At 52.8% G+C, this 19548-nt stretch carries 23 protein-coding genes; 20 read left to right on the top strand and 3 right to left on the bottom strand.

The window, feature by feature from the left end; translation table 11 throughout:
* Positions 1-81 precede the first annotated feature (81 nt).
* Genes ACX93W_RS07075 through ACX93W_RS07065 form a run of 3 tightly spaced genes read left to right on the top strand, consistent with a single transcriptional unit; the run spans position 82 to position 1926 of the window.
* Entirely contained in the window at positions 82-468 is a 387-nt protein-coding gene (locus ACX93W_RS07075; protein WP_459391585.1) for a GntR family transcriptional regulator, read from the top strand.
* Position 469: 1 nt separating this feature from the next.
* On the top strand, positions 470-1168 hold the full coding sequence (locus tag ACX93W_RS07070; protein ID WP_459391584.1) for an ABC transporter ATP-binding protein: 699 nt from the start codon (positions 470-472) through the stop codon (positions 1166-1168).
* Complete coding sequence (locus tag ACX93W_RS07065; RefSeq protein ID WP_459391583.1) at positions 1165-1926, top strand: hypothetical protein; 762 nt, start codon at positions 1165-1167, stop codon at positions 1924-1926. Before ACX93W_RS07070 ends, ACX93W_RS07065 begins: the two co-directional genes overlap by 4 nt.
* 102 nt (positions 1927-2028) lie before the next feature.
* On the opposite strand, the gene ACX93W_RS07060 is transcribed toward ACX93W_RS07065, so the two are convergent.
* Positions 2029-3219, bottom strand: a complete 1191-nt coding sequence (locus ACX93W_RS07060; RefSeq protein ID WP_459391582.1) for an ROK family protein — start codon at positions 3217-3219, stop codon at positions 2029-2031.
* A 184-nt stretch (positions 3220-3403) separates the two neighbouring features.
* Positions 3404-4279: an AraC family transcriptional regulator gene (locus tag ACX93W_RS07055; RefSeq protein WP_459391581.1), complete on the bottom strand. Its 876-nt coding sequence runs from the start codon at positions 4277-4279 to the stop codon at positions 3404-3406.
* Between the two features lie 132 nt (positions 4280-4411).
* Between ACX93W_RS07055 and ACX93W_RS07050 the strand changes: the two genes are divergently transcribed.
* The 17 genes from ACX93W_RS07050 (at position 4412) to ACX93W_RS06970 (ending at position 19097) form a co-directional block, all read left to right on the top strand.
* Positions 4412-5254: a sugar phosphate isomerase/epimerase family protein gene (locus ACX93W_RS07050; RefSeq protein WP_459391580.1), complete on the top strand. Its 843-nt coding sequence runs from the start codon at positions 4412-4414 to the stop codon at positions 5252-5254.
* 203 nt (positions 5255-5457) lie between these two features.
* On the top strand, positions 5458-6021 hold the full coding sequence (locus ACX93W_RS07045) for an STM3941 family protein (protein ID WP_459391579.1): 564 nt from the start codon (positions 5458-5460) through the stop codon (positions 6019-6021).
* Positions 6022-6259: 238 nt separating this feature from the next.
* Positions 6260-6751 (top strand): stage V sporulation protein AC, encoded by a 492-nt coding sequence (gene spoVAC, locus ACX93W_RS07040; protein WP_459391578.1) that lies wholly within the window; start codon positions 6260-6262, stop codon positions 6749-6751.
* Between the two features lies 1 nt (position 6752).
* Complete coding sequence (gene spoVAD / locus ACX93W_RS07035) at positions 6753-7781, top strand: stage V sporulation protein AD (RefSeq protein WP_459391577.1); 1029 nt, start codon at positions 6753-6755, stop codon at positions 7779-7781.
* Entirely contained in the window at positions 7778-8128 is a 351-nt protein-coding gene (gene spoVAE, locus ACX93W_RS07030) for a stage V sporulation protein AE (RefSeq protein WP_459391576.1), read from the top strand. The genes spoVAD and spoVAE overlap by 4 nt, the downstream gene beginning before the upstream one ends.
* Positions 8129-8308: 180 nt before the next feature.
* On the top strand, positions 8309-9265 hold the full coding sequence (locus ACX93W_RS07025) for an AAA family ATPase (protein WP_459391575.1): 957 nt from the start codon (positions 8309-8311) through the stop codon (positions 9263-9265).
* 3 nt (positions 9266-9268) lie between these two features.
* Positions 9269-10513, top strand: a complete 1245-nt coding sequence (locus ACX93W_RS07020; protein WP_459391574.1) for a DUF58 domain-containing protein — start codon at positions 9269-9271, stop codon at positions 10511-10513.
* On the top strand, positions 10510-12759 hold the full coding sequence (locus tag ACX93W_RS07015) for a transglutaminase TgpA family protein (protein WP_459391573.1): 2250 nt from the start codon (positions 10510-10512) through the stop codon (positions 12757-12759). Before ACX93W_RS07020 ends, ACX93W_RS07015 begins: the two co-directional genes overlap by 4 nt.
* A 106-nt stretch (positions 12760-12865) precedes the next feature.
* Positions 12866-13393 carry a YqeG family HAD IIIA-type phosphatase gene (locus tag ACX93W_RS07010; protein ID WP_459391572.1) on the top strand — a complete coding sequence of 176 codons (528 nt, stop codon included), beginning with the start codon at positions 12866-12868 and terminating at the stop codon, positions 13391-13393.
* Positions 13390-14514: a ribosome biogenesis GTPase YqeH gene (gene yqeH, locus ACX93W_RS07005; RefSeq protein WP_459391571.1), complete on the top strand. Its 1125-nt coding sequence runs from the start codon at positions 13390-13392 to the stop codon at positions 14512-14514. Before ACX93W_RS07010 ends, yqeH begins: the two co-directional genes overlap by 4 nt.
* 20 nt (positions 14515-14534) lie before the next feature.
* A complete protein-coding gene (locus tag ACX93W_RS07000) occupies positions 14535-15407 on the top strand; it encodes a shikimate dehydrogenase (protein WP_459391570.1) in 873 nt (290 codons plus the stop codon).
* A gap of 47 nt (positions 15408-15454) precedes the next feature.
* The gene (gene yhbY / locus ACX93W_RS06995; RefSeq protein WP_459391569.1) at positions 15455-15754 is read left to right on the top strand and encodes a ribosome assembly RNA-binding protein YhbY; all 300 of its coding nucleotides are present in this window, start codon (positions 15455-15457) and stop codon (positions 15752-15754) included.
* A 107-nt stretch (positions 15755-15861) separates the two neighbouring features.
* The gene (gene nadD, locus ACX93W_RS06990; RefSeq protein ID WP_459392029.1) at positions 15862-16446 is read left to right on the top strand and encodes a nicotinate-nucleotide adenylyltransferase; all 585 of its coding nucleotides are present in this window, start codon (positions 15862-15864) and stop codon (positions 16444-16446) included.
* Positions 16424-17005: a bis(5'-nucleosyl)-tetraphosphatase (symmetrical) YqeK gene (gene yqeK / locus ACX93W_RS06985; RefSeq protein WP_459391568.1), complete on the top strand. Its 582-nt coding sequence runs from the start codon at positions 16424-16426 to the stop codon at positions 17003-17005. Before nadD ends, yqeK begins: the two co-directional genes overlap by 23 nt.
* Before the next feature lie 45 nt (positions 17006-17050).
* The gene (gene rsfS, locus ACX93W_RS06980; RefSeq protein ID WP_459391567.1) at positions 17051-17398 is read left to right on the top strand and encodes a ribosome silencing factor; all 348 of its coding nucleotides are present in this window, start codon (positions 17051-17053) and stop codon (positions 17396-17398) included.
* Entirely contained in the window at positions 17395-18333 is a 939-nt protein-coding gene (locus ACX93W_RS06975; protein WP_459391566.1) for a CvfB family protein, read from the top strand. The genes rsfS and ACX93W_RS06975 overlap by 4 nt, the downstream gene beginning before the upstream one ends.
* Positions 18330-19097, top strand: a complete 768-nt coding sequence (locus ACX93W_RS06970) for a class I SAM-dependent DNA methyltransferase (RefSeq protein WP_459391565.1) — start codon at positions 18330-18332, stop codon at positions 19095-19097. Before ACX93W_RS06975 ends, ACX93W_RS06970 begins: the two co-directional genes overlap by 4 nt.
* Before the next feature lie 155 nt (positions 19098-19252).
* Here ACX93W_RS06970 and ACX93W_RS06965 read toward each other — a convergent pair whose 3' ends face one another.
* Positions 19253-19450, bottom strand: a complete 198-nt coding sequence (locus tag ACX93W_RS06965) for a hypothetical protein (RefSeq protein WP_459391564.1) — start codon at positions 19448-19450, stop codon at positions 19253-19255.
* Positions 19451-19548: the final 98 nt, after the last annotated feature.

Raw genomic sequence — 19548 nt, 5'->3', positions numbered from 1 at the left:
CAAAAGACCACCCTTTACAACATTAAAATCATAGTGTACTATGTAACTATAACACCAATACAGAAGGAGGCGAAACTCATTGTGCCTATTCATTTTGACAACAATTTGCCGATCTATCTGCAAATCATGAACTATATTAAAAGACAAATCGTGGTTGGCAAGCTGGGCCCGGGAGACAAGGTGGAGTCCGTGCGGGATTTGGCATCGGAGCTTCAGATCAACCCCAATACGATTCAACGGACCTTTCAGGAGCTTGAACGCGAAGGAATCGTGGAAACCAGGCGCGGCATGGGCAGATACGTAACCAGTGAGGAGTCGAAAATAATGTCGATCAAAAAAGAAATGGCCGGAGAGCTGCTAGATCATTTTGTGACGGGCATGAAAGAGCTTGGCTTCGGCGAAGGGGATATCGTGGAGCTGGTCTCCGAAGCAATTAAACATCCGGTACAAAAAGGAGAGGAGAACTGAGATGCAGAGTGTGCTGGAACTTCAGAATGTATCCAAAAACTATGGCAGCAAGGCGGCTTTGAAAGAGGTGTCTTTCAAAGTCGAAACTGGCAAAATCGTTGGACTGCTGGGCAGCAACGGAAGCGGAAAAACGACGATCATGAAGCTTGCGGCAGGCCTGCTTCATCCCAAGCAGGGAGCTGTGAAGATTTGCGGCGAGGGGGTAGGCACGGTTTCCAAACGTCTGGTTTCCTTTATGCCGGATCGGCCTTTGACGGAACCATGGATGAAGGTGCGGGACGCGATTTGTTTCTTTCGGGATTTTTACCCCGACTTCGATGAGTCGAAAGCCAAGGAAATGCTTCAATTCATGAAGCTTGAAAACGCTCAGAAGGTGTCTTCCTTGTCGAAGGGAATGAATGAACGTCTGCAATTGACATTAACGCTTTCGCGAAACGCTTCCCTTTATTTGCTGGATGAACCTATTGGCGGAGTCGACCCCGTCGCGCGCGAGAAAATATTGGACGCCATCGTCAACTATTATACGGAAGACAGCTGCCTCATTATTTCCACTCATCTTGTTCGGGACATCGAGCGAATCTTCGACGAGGTGATTTTGATCAAGGACGGTTTGTTAGTTGCCCACCAGGGCGTGGATGACATCCGGGAGAAGCACGGGAAAAGCGTACATGAATGGTTCAAGGAGGTTTATGCGGAATGATTAATTTATTGAAATACGATTTAAAGCGTAATTCCACGCTGCTTGGTGCAGGAGCCGGCATTCTTATTGTAGCGTTGGCCGCAATCCTTGTGGTGGGTCAATGGAGAGATTGGGGCTTCCTGGCAATCTATTTGACCTCCATCATGCTCTTTATCATTGCCGGCGTACTCGGTTTTGTATTGACTTGCAATACCTACCGCAAAAATATAACCTCTTATAGCCGCAGATTGCTGCCCGTGCCATCGCTCCATACGGTTACAACGCCAATAATCGCTTTAATTGCGATGGTGCTTATCCTTGTTGGGATCTATGTGCTTTACGATGTCGTATTATCGACCTGGGGCGGCTTTGAAACGACATTGATCCAAGCGGCGAAAGAAAATATAACGGCATCGGGATGGATCAGCATCTTGTTTGGTCTGATTTGGATGACAGTTTGCGTGACGACCCTCGTATTTTTCAGCATGACGATTGGAGAGACCATCAAAGGAAAAGGGGGCGCCTGGATAGGCATAGCAGTCTTTTTCGGTCTTGCTTACGGCTTGTCGATGCTGCAATCCTTTCTGTTCCCGTCTGATTTTGGAAGTGGAGGCTCCGACTTCGTTGGTTTCCAAATGGAGGAGGACAGTGGTTCCGCAATGGTGTCGTTTGGCGGCATGGAATCCATCAACTGGGCATCAATAGCAGTGGATGCCGCATTGATTGGGCTGTTGCTTGCCGGTACTATTTATTTGCTGAATCGGAAGGTTAAAGTATAGTGCCATACGGTCAAAATAAAAAGGAGCCTGCTGATTCACTCTCTCGGAGTGATTCGGAAGGCTCCATTATTTTGCCTATCTTCAAGCGCATCGATGGAGGTTTTACAATCCCAGCTTCTTGAGCATAATGACCGCAGCTCCCGCCGCAACCGCCTGTTCCTTGAGTTTGCCTTGGGAGAAGCGTGGTCGATAGCCGGCATCGGAATAGATGTTGCTGGAGGCTGTAGCAATGGCGGTTTCGTAATACTGGCTGTCGGAATGCACCAGCGGACCGCCCAAAATAACTTTTTCCGGGTGCACCATGTTAATAATGTTGGCAAGGCCTATCCCCAAATAATTGGCGGATTGCAGAAAAAGCTTCCGAATGTCGGGATCATTATTTTGCAGCGCTTGAAGCAAAGCGGGGAAATCGACATGCGCAGGCTCCGGCCCTTTTGCGATTCGGGTGCTCCGTATTTCTTTCCCTAAACGCTGAATGCCCTTCTCCAATGCGTTAAGCGTAACAAAGTCTTTTAAAACCCCGTAATTGCCGGTTGAATCCGGAGCTGGGGCGCTGCTCTGAATAATCATCCCGCCTATGGATTCCTCCATGTCGGCAGCTCCGCGCACAATCCTTCCGTCCGACATCATCGCTGATCGAATGCCCGCGCCTACGTGCACGTACAACATATGGTCGAGCAGTTCCTCCTTCAGCGACCAATGCTCGCCGATTAACGCCGCGCTTGCTCCGCTCTCCAGAACAACCTTGATGCCAAGCGCATCTTCCATCATGGAACGAAACGGGATGTTTTTCCAGCCCTTAGCGTGAAAATGGTTGGTGTTCAACAGCATGCCGCTTTCGCGATCAAGCGGTCCTACCGAGCCGATGCCAAGACCGATCAGCTTTTCTCTCGGTATATCAAGTCTTGACAACGTCCGTCCGATCCAGCGTTTGACGGCAATGATCAGGCTGCGAGGGTCCATGTCTTCGTCCATGTTCCATTTAAAGCTTGCCAGCGGATTCAGCGCCATGTCGAAAAGTCCGATCGCGGAGTAGGTCCGCGACACCTCCAGCCCCAGCAAATATCCGTACGTCGGATTTAATTCGTATAAAATAGGTCTGCGGCCGCCAGTAGAAGGCCCGTAGCCATTTTCGCGAATAAGCTCGTGGGCTATAAGCTCATCCAGAATACGCGCCATGCTGCTGCCGGTCAGGCTGAATGAACGATGGAGATCCAGCTTGGATATCCTGACCGATCTGGCGATCGCTTCGAATACGGCTTGTTTTGCGGCCGATGGTGTAAGTGTTGTCATGAGTAAGCCTAAAGCCCCTTTCATTTGCTTGCTTCGGGATCTCTTTATTCCGCAATCGCCCCTATCGGCATACAATACAGCAGGGATGTCAATGAACACGGGAAGGAGCGTGCAGCAGTGGACAAACGCACGATGCGGATCATTTCGGTTGTTCTTTATATCATCTTTGTTCTTGTGTTTGTGGTCAACACTGTTTTTTACCGGTAGTGCGCCGGTATTCCTTGGGTGCCATTCCTTTGGCTGCGCGAAACACGCGGGAGAAGGTTCCGTATGATCCATACCCCGACTCCAGCGCCACTTCGGAAACGGTTAACTCCGTGGAGGCCAGGAGGCCGCATGCGTGTCGAATGCGAAGATCATGAAGAAAATGCAGGAAGGTCTGGCCTGTTGCTTCCTTGATGACTTCGCTGATGCGGGAAGCGCTCATTGCAAATCGCTGCGACAGACGGGACAACGTAAGCTCCTCCTGATATTGACTATGGATATATCGGATAATACACCAAGTGGAGGAGCGTTTGTTGCCCGGCCGTTCAATCGTATCGGATTGATCGGCGCTTGCGGATCTGCGGGCGCGGTCGAACAGGATCAAAATTTCTTTGAGCCGCAGCTGCAGAATGGCGTCCCGCCAAGGTTCATTGCCGTTGTATTCGCGGTACATGTCCTCGACCAGTCGCCTCATTCTGATTTTGTCATCGCCTTCGAGCCGTGCGTAAGGCTGGTAAGCCTCTTCCTCCAGCAGCCCGTGAAGGGACTGCTTTCCGCTGCCTTCCAACAATAAATCCATGCTGAACATGCAATTATATAATTGGAGCGTTTCACCGGGATCGGTAAACAGCTCATGAGTCTGAAAGGGCAGCACAAAGGTAAAGATGCCGGATTCCATCAAATGTTGGCTTCCGTTGACGGATTCCGATCCTTTGCCTTCTATTACATAGGAAAACTCCAAAAAATTATGACGATGCTGGCGAAAGCCGCTCGGCAGCGAGTTCAGGCTGATATGTAGCGGATTTGCCGTGTCCATATTGGGATAGGTTTTTAAGTAATCGGGATAATAGGTCATAGAAGGTAGGACCCTCCGAAAATTTGAGATGTTTATCGAAAAAAAAGCGCGATTTGATCTGTATTCTATTCTATCATAGAAACTGTAGAGTGATAGAGGTAGTTCGCATTTTCAGACGAGGAGGCAGTTTATATGCTGAGAGGATTGTCGGGGGCTGGTCTGGGAGCTTTGGAAAACCAGGAGCAGCTTATCGAGCTTGCAGGCCGGTATGGCTTCAAAACGGTTGATTTGGACGCGGCTGCGCTAGTTCGCGAACATGGCGCGGAAGGCGCTCGTTCGCTGCTGGCGAAACATGGCGTTGGTATAGGTTCCATTGGATTAAGCGTGGAATGGAGAACTACGGAGGAAGAGTTTCTGAAAGGGCTGGAGGGATTAGCCGCAGAGGCCGCATCCGCCAGAGAGCTTGGCTGTACGGTCTGCTGCACGTATATTCTGCCGTCCACTGACCATAAGGCGGCCCATTTTATGGCGCTGGCTACGCGGCGGCTTCGCTCTTGCGCACAAATTTTGGGAGCTTACGGCCTATCGCTTGCCCTTGAGTTTGTGGGCCCGCATCATCTTCGCACGCGTTGGAGCAATCCCTTTATTTGGACAGTGGAAGAAACGCTGGATTGGATCGGCAGCATCGGCGAGTCTAATGTCGGCCTGCTGTACGACTCGTACCATTGGTACACAAACGGCTTGACTCCGAAGGATATTTTGAAGCTTTCTCCGGAACAAATCGTGCATGTTCACTTAAACGATGCGCCGGACGTGCCTCTTGAGGAAGCATTGGACAACGGCCGCTTGTACCCTGGCGAAGGCGTCATTGATTTGGCCGGTTTTCTGAAAGCTTTGCACGACATAGGTTATCGAGGTCCAGTGGCACAGGAGATTTTGAGCGCGGAACCGCCGGGAGGGACGCCGGAAGAGCTTGCGCAGCGCTCTAAAGCGGGATATGATAAAGTTTTTGCCGCAGCGGGTTTGAGCGTTTGAAAACCACCGTTAATAGGTCCGCTATTTGATAAGGACCTTGACAGATGATCATCCTGTTACCATAGTCTTATTTTTGCTCTGGGCCGTTTTCAAATCCGAAAATCTGTTTAACAATGATATGGACTCATTTCCGCCGGCTCTGCCCGCGAACCATGGCACCCGCGGAATTTGTGCAAGTGTACAAGGAGGGACCATACTCAACGATGAATCAACATAAAAACAGCAATAAGGGACAAAATGACGGGCAAAAGCAGATGATGGGTTACGCGGAATATCCCGATAAGAAACGGCTTGCGCTGATGACGCTCGGCTCGCTTGCTTTTGTGGCCGTAGGCTTGTGGATGATCATTTCCGGCAATTGGGTCGAAGCCATTTTCGGCGTGGCAAGCGTCCTTTTGTTCGGAGCGGCGCTCCTTTTCTTTTTATCCAGACTTCTCGGGCGCAAGCCTTCTCTATTTATTAATGAAGAAGGAATAATCGACGACTCCTCCTATGTCTCGGCTGGCACGATCGCCTGGGATGAAATTGAAGATATCGGAATGACCGAATATTCCGGCCAGCGCTGGATCAGCATCAAGCTTCGGGACCCGCAGGCCTTTCTTCAAAAGCAGCCGGGCTTCAAGCGATGGCTGATGAATTTGAACAATGCGCTGGTTGACGCGCCGATCCACATCTCGCAGGAAATGCTCAGCGTTCCGCTTGGGCGGTTTTACGAAATGGTGTTGGAAAAGTGGAAGCGTTCGGCCGGTGCCGGAAGCCAGAGATAGAAACCAGGGATAAAAGACAGGGATAAAAGACAGGGATAAAAGCCAGGGAAAGAGGCCAACGATAGAGATAAAAGTTTGCATGATCCAGGTCAGCCAATGTATTGGCTGGCTTTTTTGCGATGTGCGTTGAATCCGGAATTGGCATAACGGAGGGGAAAGTAACAAATAATGAAGGGGAAGGCAGCTATGCGGCCGGGGTTATCGTCCGAAAGCCGCAGCGGGTAAGGAGGAAACAGAATTGGCAACTGCAAAAAACGGCGCGGGCCGCTTTGACAAAATGGCCATGTCGCCCAAGGAATATCAAGTGTTTGCAAAAGAAAAAGAGCCGCCTCGTTCCATTCTCGGCAATTGCCTAAAGGCATTTCTGGTTGGCGGAAGCATCTGCTTAGTGGGGCAAGTTGTTACTGAGCTGTTTATGCATCTGATGAAGATGACCCCGGAGCAAGCGGCCAACCCCACCGTGGCGGTTATGATTTTTCTGTCGGTCATTTTAACCAGCCTTGGCGTTTATGACAAGCTTGCCCAGTTCGCGGGAGCCGGCTCCGCCGTGCCGGTCACGGGATTTGCCAATTCAATGTGTTCCGCCGCTTTGGAGCATCGAAGCGAAGGGCTTGTGCTGGGCGTTGGCGGCAATATGTTCAAGCTTGCAGGCGCGGTTATCGTCTACGGCACAGTTGCCGCTTTTTTTGTCGGGATTGCGCATCTGATTATCGGCACGGGAGGGCAATAAGATGTTAAGGGGCAAGCAGTCCTGGTGGTTTGATAACCGTCCGGTCATTATCGGAGCGTCCGCCGTTGTAGGGCCGGAAGAGGGGAACGGTCCTCTGGCGGCGGCCTTCGATCTGGTCCATCCCGAATTGGACATGCAGCAAAAAAGCTGGGAAAAAGCAGAAAGGCTTCTGCTGGAGCAAGCCTCTGAATTTGCCGTACAGAAAGCCGGATTGTCGCGTCAGGATGTCCAGTTCTATATTGGCGGAGATCTGATGAATCAAATTATTAGCAGCAGCTTTGCCGCAAGAGCGATTGGGGCGCCATATCTGGGCGTTTTCGGAGCATGCTCCACTTCGATGGAATCGCTCGCTCTGGCTTGTCAGCTTGTGGATAGCGGCGCCGCGGAACGTGTGCTTGCGGGCACATCAAGCCATAACTGTACGGCGGAAAAACAGTTCAGATATCCAACGGAATACGGCTCCCAGAAGCCCCCGACGGCGCAATTTACGGTAACGGGAGCCGGCGCAGCTCTAGTGGCGGCTCAAGGCAACGGACCGGTCGTGGAATGCGCAACCATCGGCAAAGTTGTAGATCTGGGCATTAAAGACCCCTTTAACATGGGCGCGGCGATGGCTCCGGCGGCAGTGGACACGATTCAGGCTCATTTCAATGATACTGGCCGTTCCCCCGGCGATTACGATCTTATTGTGACCGGCGACCTGGCGGGCGTAGGCCATCCCATAGCCAAGGATCTGCTGCTTCAGAACGGCGTGCCGATGGACCATACCGATTTTAATGACTGCGGGCTTTTAGTTTACGATGTTGAACGGCAAAAGGTACAAGCCGGAGGAAGCGGCTGCGCCTGTTCGGCTGTCGTTACGTACGGCCATTTGCTGGAGCGTCTTGCGAGGGGCGAGTTAAAACGGATATTGGTCGTGGCTACGGGCGCGCTTCTCTCTCCGATTTCATTCCAGCAAGGCGAAAGCATTCCCGGCATTGCCCATGCGGTCGCCATTGCTGCCGGCAGTGGAAAGGGGGAAGGGGCATGATTTTTTTATGGGCGTTCCTGGTTGGCGGCGCCATCTGTGTATTGGGGCAGCTGATGTTCGACGTGCTGAAGCTGACGCCCGCCCATACGATGGCGACGCTTGTTGTCATCGGAGCGATTGTGGATGGTTTTGATCTGTACGAGCCATTGGTTAAATTTGCTGGAGCGGGCGCAACCGTACCCATTACCAGCTTTGGCAACGCGCTTGTTCACGGAGCTTTGACGGAGCTGCATACCCAGGGCTGGATCGGAATCATTTCCGGCATCTTTAAAGTGACGAGCGCTGGCATCTCGGCGGCGATTATTTTTTCATTCCTCGCGGCTCTTGTCATTAGGCCTAAAGGATGAGTATTTCGCAAGTTTTGGGGAATCCTGTGGGATTCTCCAATTTTTTTTGGAATGCCGAAAATTTGTGCAGGAGGAATGCCTTACGGTAGAATAAAGATACATAGGCTAGGGTGTGTTTTAAAATTCCGCTGAGTGGTTTTAAGATACGTCCGAACTCATATTTTTCCGGGAGGTTGATTTATGGATATCCGTACTGCTGACATGCAATCATGCGCATTAATTCTATCACATTTAGATTCTTGTATCCTGGGAAAGCATGAGGAGATAGAAAGACTTCTAATCGCCGTGCTGGCGGGGGGACATGTGCTGCTGGAGGATGTGCCGGGCACGGGCAAAACCCAGCTGGTCAAGGCGCTTGCCAAAACCGTTGGAGGACAATTCAGAAGAATTCAGTGCAATCCCGATTTGCTGCCTACCGATATTACCGGCGTTTCAATCTATCATCCCAAGCAGGAAGCATTCCTGTTTCGGCCGGGTCCCGTCATGACAAATATATTGCTAGCCGATGAGATTAACCGCGCAACGACAAAAACCCAATCAGCCTTATTGGAAGCGATGGAGGAAGGGCATGTTACGGTAGATGGCGAAACCTACGAATTGCCACGGCCTTTTACCCTTCTCGCTACGCAAAATCCGATTGAATTCGAAGGCACCTATACGCTGCCGGAAGCGCAGCTTGACCGGTTTATGATGAAGCTGTCGCTGGGCTATCCTACGGAATCCGACGAGCAGCGAATGATTTCATCCCCCGAAACCCATCATCCTTCGGATCGGGTGCAGCAAGTGCTTGATACGCAAGCCTTGATGGAAATACAGGAGCAAGCCATGGCGGTTCATATCGATGATGCGGTTGCCAAATATTTGGTCAGCCTGGTCCGCGGCACGCGTGAGCATGCCCAGGTGCTGCTTGGCGCCAGCCCGCGTGCGGCGATTTCCCTGTCGCGTGCGGCAAAGGCTAGCGCTTATCTTCGCCAGCGCAGCTATGTGACGCCCGATGATGTGAAATCGCTGGCTCCGTATGTGTTGTGCCACCGGATCGTGCTGAGAACGGAGGCCAGAATGAACGGTCTGAAAGCCGAGTCCATTCTTCAGCAAATTATTGAATCGGTTAAAGTGCCCGTTCGTTTGGAGAGATAGGTCATGATGAGACCAATCAGCAAAAAGGCCCGCTGGCTTTTGACCACTGCCGTTTATGTTGGCTGTGTCCTTTATTTTCTGTTTCAAGGCGGCAAAACAGCGCTGATGCTGCTTGTTATTCTGAGCCTTCTGCTCATCTATTTGCTGCTGGGGAGATGGAGCGGCATCGCCAGAGTGAGCGGGTCCAGAGTTATCAGCGGAGGAAACAACCCGCAGCAAGGGGCGTTAAGCGCCGGCACTGCGCTTGACGTCAAGCTGTATGTTCGCATTCCCGGTTTTTACCCTGTGCCTTATATTATTGTTCGCGACCAGCTTCAGCGGCATAACGGAAAGTTGCTCCAATTCGAAACGTCCTATGTACCGAACTGGAAACGTGCGGGCAAGGTATCTTATCAGACGCCTCCGCTTCAGCGTGGCGAATATAGTTTCCTGCGGACGGATTGTGTGTCTTATGATGTTTTTGGACTGTTCGAGCATGAAGGCAGTTTCGTGAAGGAGCAAACGTTCAGCATTCAGCCGCAGGTCGTTGCGCTGAAAGCATGGAACGGCTTTCGGCAAGGCGTAAGGGGACCGTATTCCCAGGCCTCGGCATCGCGTTCGGCCAAGGAAACGACGCAAATCAATGGCGTGCGGGAATATCATTACGGCGACCGGCTTTCGCGCATTCACTGGAACGCAACAGCCAAAACCGGTCAATGGAAATCAAAGGCCTTTGAGCGGGAGTCGCTGCCGCGCACGCTTGTTATTCTGGACCGCCGCTTGTCCTCCTACGGCGGAGATGCCAATGACCGTTTTGAACTGGCGGTTTCCGTGTCGGCTTCTTTCATGGAGCATGGACTCAGGGACGATACGGCGATGGGGCTTGTGTCGGTTGGAGAAAGCATGACGATACTTCCTCCAAAATCCGGCATGGAGCAGCGAAGCCTGAGCATGAAGCATCTGACCTCGGTAGACGCGGATTCGCCCGTTGCCCTGTACGCTTCATTAATGAGAGCCGATAGCGTGATCGAGCCGGGTTCCTTCGCGATTGTTGTATCGGGCGAAGGAGGCAGCGGCATCGTGCAGTCCATGGAGTGGCTTTCCCGCAAAGGAATTCACCCGTGCCTCATTCATATCGGCTCCGCGACTGACAAGGCAAGCGCCAACGCGGCGTGGCAGCATTTGCTGCGCACGCGCGGCTGGACCGTTTATACGGTTCGTCATTTGCAAGAGCTGCCTACTCTTCTGGAAGGGAGCGGCATCGCATGAAAAAAGGAATGCAGCGAATCGCGGCTTCATACGGAGGGACATGGTACGAACGAATATCGGCGTTGTTCGTCGGCACTATTTTATGCGCATGCCTGTCCGTATTCGAAGGTTATTGGTGGCCGGAAAGCTTTGCCATCAGTTATTATACAATCGCTGCCGTGGCCGTTATCCATTTTATTGTACCGTTATCCATGTGGCTGCTCCGTTCCTTTCTTCAGCTGTCTGCAACGATTGTTGTTGTGTTCAGGCTGGCCAAGAAGGACTGGGTGGTCCTGCCGCCTTCCTCGTCCGAACCCGGCGAATGGTTATGGTGGGCGCAGCAGCATTTGGCCCAATTGCATCCCTTCATCTGGTTTGGGCTTTCGCTTATGGCGCTCCAGATGCTGCTTGGCTCCTGGTCCGTAACCAGGCCCCGGCTTTTCGGAGTAGTAGGCGCCGGAATACTGCTGTTGACCGTGGCGGATTCCTTTACGCCAATCTGGTTATGGGACAATGTCGCCGTGGTGGTTTTTGCTGGACTGATCTGGCTGGTTGTGAATCATCTTGCCAGTTTGCAGCGCAGGCATCCTTCCAGCTGGAAGGAGCTGCTTGAATACCCCATCGGCCTGTTGTCGCCGGCGATTATTGTCCTGTCTTTGCTGATGCTCGTTGGCGTTAATATGCCATCGCTGCCTCCGCTGCTGCAGGATCCTTATACGCTGTGGAAAAATGCGCGCGGAGAGGAAGTTTCCGTCTTTTTGGGCGATAAAGCGATCATTCGCGATGCGGCTTCAGCCAACGGCAATGCAAGCTCCGGCTACAGTCGGGATGATGGGTCATTGGGCGGTGGATTTGACTATGACTATTCGCCCATGATGACGGTTACGACTACTCGCCGCAGCTACTGGCGGGGAGAATCCAAGGACAACTATACCGGAACGGGCTGGGTTGATAGCCAATCGTTGCCTCAAAGTCCGAACTATATCACCAACCCTGTACAGAAAAACAGAGAATTGATGGACGAATTCAGGCCTTTGGCGGAAACAGTGGAAGTTGATCAGACGGTAACGATGATCCGAGAGGACGCATATCCCGTTTTGTTCGGCGCAGCCGCCATTTCAAAAGTGAACTGGTTTAACGGGGAAAACGAACCGTTCCCGGATTCAATGGTTTGGCAGGCCAGTCAGTGGGAGCTTTTGGTGAGAGGGGTTGTTTATCCGCGCGCCTATTCCATTACATCGCAGGTGACAGTTCTGGATGAAGCGGCATTGAGGCAAAGCAACGCTGCGTTCGCAGAGCCTCCTTTGCAGGAGATGTACACTGAATTGCCGGACACTCTGCCAGATCGGGTCGCGCAGCTTGCAGCAGAAATTACGGCGGAAGGCGCTACGGCCTATGACAAAGCCAAGCTGCTGGAGAACTATTTGCGAAGCAACTACGCCTATAACAACAAACCAGATTTGACCAAACTGTCCGGTCAAAGCACGGACTTTGTTGACCAGTTCCTGTTTGAATTGTGGGAGGGGTATTGCGATTATTTCTCCACTGCCATGGCGGTAATGGCGCGCACGCTTGACATGCCTGCCCGCTGGGTAAAAGGATTTGCTCCCGGAGCGCTTCCGGCAGACCGTATGACGGTGCCGGGCGAATTTATGGAGGACATCAATCCTGATGGAGCCGGAACGTATACAGTTCGCAACTCCGATGCGCATTCCTGGGTGGAAATTTATTTCGAAGGCTACGGCTGGATTCCGTTCGAGCCGACTGCCGGATTTAGTTTTCCTTATTCCATGCCGGAAGGCGCGGAGCCGGTTATTCCTGATTATGATCCGGCTCAGCTCGAAGAGCCGGCGGCCCAGCCGTCCACAGAGAATAAATCGCAGGGCAGCTTCGCATGGATTTGGATTTCGGCGGCAAGCATCGGCCTGGCGGGGGTGGCCTGGATTGTCATCCGGCGTTTTGGCGGTTTGATTCTGCTTTACCGCAAACTCCTGGGACGCGATTATTCCGGCAATGAGCTGATCGTGGCGGAGACCGGAAAGCTTCTGCGCATTTGCAAGACGCGCGGGCTGCAGCGCGAGGAGCATGAAACGCTGCGGGAGGCCATTCTGCGCTGGTCGCAAAGCCGCAAACCTCTGAAGGAAGATTTCCGCTATGTGCTGGAGAGCTTCGAGCGGGCCAAATACGGAGCGGGTATCGCAAGCAAGGATGAAACCGATCGTTTTGTGCAAAAGGTTAATTATTTGATAGGCGAATTGAAGTCGTAAAGAAATGCCGCCGGACGCAGATTCGGCGGTATTTTTTTTGCAACAAAATGTCATTGTATGTTATAGTTTCGTAAGATAGCAGGCAGAAAGCTGAGGGATTGCGGGTATGTTTGAAAGATTGGTGCCGAAGAAACGTGTTCATTCGGTATACGATATTGATCTGGACGAGCTGTATTTGCACGGGGTGCGGGGAATTATAACGGACTTGGACAATACGCTGGTAGGGGCCAGGGAGCCGCTGGCCACGCCCGAGCTGATCGTTTGGCTTGATAAAGTCAAGGCGGCGGGATTCAGGGTTGTTATTGTGTCCAATAATAATAAAACAAGGGTCGGCAATTTTGCCGCCCCGCTTGATATTCCTTTCCTGCATGCTGCCAGGAAGCCGTCGCAGCAGGCTTTTCGCAAAGCGTTGGCCCTGCTGGAATTGGAGCCGAGCCAGACGGCGATGATCGGCGATCAGATGATGACGGATGTGCTAGGCGGCAACCGTCTGGGCCTGCACACGATTCTGGTTGCGCCGATATCTCCTGCAGATGAAGGAGTTATGACGAGAGTTAACCGCAAAATTGAGAAATACGCGCTCATAAGGCTTCGCCGGCGCGGGTTATGGTACGAGGAGGATTCGCAATCATGAGCAAGGAATACAAGGGAGAAGCAGCGGGCTGCGCAGGCTGCGGCGTTGCTCTGCAATCGGAGAGCAGCGAGAAGCCGGGTTATTTGCCTGAATCAGCCGCTTCGCGCGAGCCGGTTATTTGCCAGCGCTGCTTCCGCATCAAACATTATAATGAAGCTTCATCCGTAGCGATCGATCAGGATGACTTCCTGCGGCTGCTTGGCAGCATCGGGTCAACGGACAGTTTGGTTATCCATATTGTCGATCTGTACGATTTTGAGGGCAGCTTGATTTCCGGCCTTCAGCGTTTTGTCGGCAATAACCCCGTTTTGCTCGTCGTGAACAAAGTCGATTTGCTGCCAAAAGGGCTGAACATGAACCGGATTCGCAACTGGGTGCAGCGGACCGCCAAGGAGCAGGGCTTGCGCACGGTGGATGTTATCCTGTGCAGCGCCAAACGCAATATCGGCTTCGAGCATGTGATCGAAGCGCTGGAGAAACACCGCAGAGGACGGGACGTCTATGTCGTTGGCGCCACCAATGTCGGCAAATCCACCTTGATAAACCGCTTGATCCGGGATTACAGCGATATGGATAGAGAACTGACGACGTCCCGTTATCCGGGCACGACGCTTGACGCCATTCATATTCCGCTGGATGACGGCAAAGCCATCATTGATACGCCGGGTATCGTTTATACCAGCAGGATGACGGAGGTTGTGCCGCGCAGCTTTTTGGGTTCGCTGCTGCCTGACAAGCCGATCAAGCCGCTGGTGTATCAGCTGAACGAGAAGCAAACGCTGTTTCTGGGCAGCCTGGTTCGTTTTGATTTTGTGGAAGGGGAACGTCAATCCTTTACTCTCTACATTTCCAATGCGCTTAACGTGCACCGTACGAAGCTGGAGCGGGCGGACGAACTTTATGATGAGCACAAGGGAGAGCTGCTTGGCGCTCCAAGCCGTGAGGAATTGGCATCTATTCCGGAATGGACAAGGCATTCGCTGCGCGTGCGGAGCGGGGAGAAGCAGGATATTTTTGTCGCAGGCCTGGGGTGGATACAAGCAAGCGGCCAATGCGGCGCGCAGTTGGACATCTATGCGCCCAAAGGGGTCAAGGTGCTGCTGCGCCCTTCCATGATCTAGAGACATAAGGGGGAACGGATGTGACGGAACGACAGCTTGACCATATCATCGACAGCCATACGACACTCTACGGCGTTATTGGCGATCCCGTCGTGCAGTCCAAATCTCCGTTGATGATGAATGCGGCCTTCCGGCAAAGCGGCATTAACGGCGCATATGCCGCTTTCCATATTACGCCGGATAAGCTGGAAGGTTTTGTGACAGGCGTGCGCGCCATGGGAATGAGAGGGGTCAATGTCACGATTCCCCACAAGCTTGCGGTTATGGACCTGCTGGACGATATCCATCCAGACGCCAGAGCGATTGGCGCAGTCAATACGATTGTAAACGACAACGGCCGTCTGGTCGGCTATAATACGGATGGCATCGGTTACGTGCGTTCCTTAAAGGAAGAGGCGGAGTCCCGCTTGGAGGGCAAAAAAATAGTTGTGCTGGGAGCCGGCGGAGCTTCTCGCGGCATTATTTACGCCTTATTGCGCGAGCGGCCTGCCGAGGTGGTTATCGCCAACCGGACCGCGGACAAAGCATTGGCTTTGGCTGACGACCTCGGCGGGAAGGAAGCCGGCGTTGCCGGAATTCCGTACGATGCCCTGAAGGATGCATGCGGCGATGCCGATATTGTGATCAATACGACGTCAGTGGGCATGTATCCGCATCCTGGCGAAACTCCGATTCCGGGTGTTTGGCTGAAGCCAGGCGCCGTAGCCAGCGATTTGATCTACAATCCGCTCAAGACGGAATTTCTTCGCCAAGCGGAGGAACGCGGCTGCGCCATTCATGGCGGGCTTGGCATGTTTATTTATCAAGGCGCATACGCCTTTGAATATTGGACGGGCGTGCCGGCGCCGGTCGATGTAATGAAAGCAACGGTATTGTCAACGTTGGGCTCCTGACGGGGATATGCATGTTGTGGAACTATGATGAAAGAAGGAATCGAAACATGTTGACAGGAAAGCAAAAACGTTATTTGCGCTCGCAGGCGCATCATCTGGACCCCATTTTCCAAGTGGGCAAAGGCGGTACAAACGAACACCTGGTACGTCATATCCAGGAAGCTTTGGAAGTAAGAGAGCTGATCAAGGTATCCGTGCTCAACAATTGTCTTGATGACCCCCGTGAAATCGGAGCCGAGGTTTCGCAATCGGCAGGAGCGGAGCTGGTGCAGGTAATCGGCAAAACGATCGTTCTGTACAAGGAATCCCGCGACCACAAAAAAATCGAGCTGCCCCGGTCCAAGTAACATTCCGTACAAAATACAGTGGAATCACTGCCTCCCTGGAAAGGGAAGGCAAGCCGGCTCTTAATTCAGGAGAACAGGTGGGAAGTCAATTGGCGAAAATAGGCATCATGGGCGGCACCTTTGACCCCATTCACATGGGACATCTCATTGCCGCCGAGACGGCAAAGGATTGCGGCGGACTGGACGAGGTCTGGTTTATTCCGACCAGCGGCCCTCCGTTAAAGGATAACGGCCCTGCCGTTCCCGCGGAGTGGAGGCTTGAGATGGTGCGCGCCGCCACAGTCGACAATCCCGCTTTTTCCAGCTCCGACATCGAACTAAAAAGAGGCGGCGTCAGCTATTCCATCGATACGGTCAGGGAGCTAATAACTCTTTATCCGGAGCATTCGTTTTTTTATATTATTGGTTCGGACCGAATTAACGATTTGCCCCAATGGCATGCTGTAGAGGAGCTGTCCTCCCTGATATCCTTTATCGGGCTGGAGCGTCCGTCGGACAAGGCGGATGTGGCTGCTCTTCCTCACTTTTTGAGGGAACGGCTTAGACTTGCGGAGATGCCCGCTATAGGGATTTCGTCGACAGCGCTGCGGAAGCACCTTCGGGAAGGCCGCTCCGTTCGGTATCTGCTGCCGGAGGCGGTTCACCAGTTAATCAGGAGGCATGGTTGGTATGGAACGCGCAGAGATGATTGAGGCAGTCAAGGCGGAAATGCCGGAACGCCGGTGGATACATACGGAAGGCGTAATGGCAACGTCGATACTGCTGGCGAAGCGGTTCGGAGGAGATCCCGAGCGTGCCGAGCTTGCGGCATTATTGCATGACGTGGCCAAATTCTGGGCGATTGACCGCCAGGCTGCCGTTATTGCCGACAACGGTTTGGGCGTTGAATTGTTGGCTTATGAAAAAGAGCTCTGGCATGCTCCCGTTGGCGCTTGGGAAGCCGGGACGAGGTTTGGGGTGGACGACGAGGATGTGCTGAATGCTATCCGCTACCATACGTCCGGACGCAGAGGTATGTCGAAGCTGGAAAAAATCGTATGGCTTGCCGACTATATCGAGCCGGGCCGGGATTTTCCTGGCATAAACGAAATCCGCAGCTTGAGCGAAAAAAATCTTGATATCGCAATTCTGGCGGCACTGGATGCAACCATTGGAGTTCTGATTTCCAGAGGCAAGCTGATTTATCCCCTCACGGTGGAAGCGCGGAATGATATACTGAAAAGCATTAATAAAGAGCAACCTACCCAATAAATCATATACGGCTTGCGGAGCGCGAGCCAAACAGGAGGCTGAAGAATGGCAGTACAGTCCGATGAATTGCTGAAAATTGCGGTGGATGCCGCTGAAGATAAAAAAGCGATCAATGTTGTGGCGCTTAACCTGAAGGAAATTTCGCTCGTGGCAGATTATTTTGTCATCTGCAGCGGCAATTCCGATGTGCAGGTTCAATCTATTGCTACCGAGGTGCGCAAGCAAGCGGAAAAAAGCGGTGTTCGCGTTCGCGGCATGGAAGGTATGGATAGCGCCCGTTGGGTGCTGATCGATCTTGGCGACGTGATCGTTCACGTATTCCATCGCGAGGAGCGCGATTATTATAATATTGAGCGCCTGTGGTCCGATGCCAAGGTTGTGGAGTTTGCATGACTCTGACAGCGGGTACTACCCAACAGCTGAAGGTTTCGCGCGAAGTGTCGCCCTACGGCTTTTTTCTTATCGATGAAGATGGCAGCGAGGTGCTTCTCCACTACACGGAGCTGGTTGGCTCCAAGCCTTCCATCGGGGCGACAATTAATGCCTTTATTTTTTTTGATTCCGAGGACCGCATTGCGGCCACAATGAAAAAACCGCTTCTTCAATTGGGCGAGCTTGCCCGTTTGAAGGTAGCGGATGTACATCCCAAGCTGGGCTGCTTTCTGGAAATGGGACTAGGCAGGCAGCTTCTGCTGCCGCTGTCCGAGCTGCCGGAGAGCATTTCTTACCGCCCCCTGCCCGGCGATGAAGTTTTTGTCGTGATGAAGCATGACAAAATCGGCCGCCTGGTAGCCAAAATCGCATTCGAAGAAGAGCTGTCGCCGCTTGTGTTTGCCGCGCCGGAATCATGGCGCAACCAGTGGGTGGAGGGCTGGGTGACCAAAACGCTTCAAATGGGCAGCTTCGTCATCCTCGACGGCGGAGTGGTTGGTTTTGGCGTTTACGGAATGATTCCCGCGCCGGAGCGGACGAAAGCGCTTCGCCTGGGCGAACGGGTTCGCGCGCGCGTGACGTTTATTCGGGAGGACGGCAGGGTCAATCTGTCCATGTCGGAGAAAAAAGAGGTCGGGCGCGAATTGGACGCGGACCGTCTATTGACTTTTCTGAAGGAGCGGCCAAACGGGGGCATGCCTTATTCCGATGAAACCGATCCCGACATCATCAAGCAGCGTTTTGGCATCAGCAAATCGGCTTTTAAACGGGCGCTCGGCAAGCTGCTCCGCGAAGGGCTGATAACCCAGAAGGGAAGCTGGACGTATTTGACGGAGCCCCAGAACGAAGGGGAGCCAAACGGCGAAGGTTCCGCCAAAGGAGAAGCAGCGGAATGAGCGGCTCCTACGGTCAATTTGCGCTGGTCTACGATCAGCTGATGGAGGACATGCCTTACGCGGACTGGCTGGGCTTTGCCCGGGAATGCTGGTCGCATTACGGCATGCCGGCTTCTGTCGCGGATCTGGGCTGCGGAACGGGCAGTCTGGCAATTCCGCTGGCGCGCTCCGGCTTTCATGTATATGGCATCGACCTTTCATCCGAGATGCTTTCGGTTGCCCGCAGCAAATGGGATGAGACGCCTCAGCAGGCCGTTCGTCCGCGTGCGGGGACAATCAGGTGGCTGCAGCAGGATATGGCGTCCTGGGAGCTTGCAGAGCCCGTTGACGCGGTTATTTCTTTTTGTGACTGCATCAATTATTTGACAGAGAAAGCCGATGTGGAAGCGACTTTTCGTTCTACCTTCGCCGCGCTCAAAAGCGGCGGCTCTTTCTTGTTCGACGTTCACCCGCCCCAAACGCTGATCCGTTATAGCGAGGAGCAGCCTTTTGTGCTGGACGAACGGGATATCGCCTATATCTGGACCTGTGATTTCGAGCCGGAGCCTTGCCGCATTCAGCACAATCTCTCTATTTTTGCTCGCGAGAGCGACGGAAGATTCAGCCGGTTCGAGGAAACACATGTGCAGCGCGCCTACGATCCCGATTGGATCGTATCGGCTTTGCTTGGCGCTGGCTTCTCTAAAGTAGACCGGTATGCCGACTTCAAGCTGGAGCGGCCCGACGGGCAGTCCGAGCGGCTGTTTTTTGCCGCGATCAAATAATTCGTGCATTTCGGCTTCGCCACGGCAGGTTATGTCAGCGAATGCAGCGATTGCAATCAAGCGGGGTTGTGCGAGTTTTCGTACAACCCCGTTTGCCATGACGAAAAAGCGGTGCTGTTCCGGCGTGATTGCGCCAGGATTACACGACTGACCCTTTATTCACGCAAAGCGTCCTTCAGGCGGCTGTTCATGGATTCCGATCCTGTTGATCGGCGCACGGCGGCCAGCTTCAATTCCCGGACCGTCCGCTCCAGCTCCTGTATATAAAGTCCCAGTTCAGGTGCCTCGCGGCCTGCGTCCCGGCACAGCTCCTCAAGCAGGGATTTTGCCTCAGCAGGCGTTAATTTAGCCATTCAAAATCATCCTCCGAACGTTCAAAAAATGGTACTGTTCCATCATAGCTTTATCTGTTAAAATAGTCGAGCACCCTAAAAACTTGCCGGACATAGAA

It is taken from the genome of Paenibacillus sp. CAU 1782, from assembly GCF_054551715.1.
This window is presented reverse-complemented; position numbering and strand designations above follow the sequence as displayed.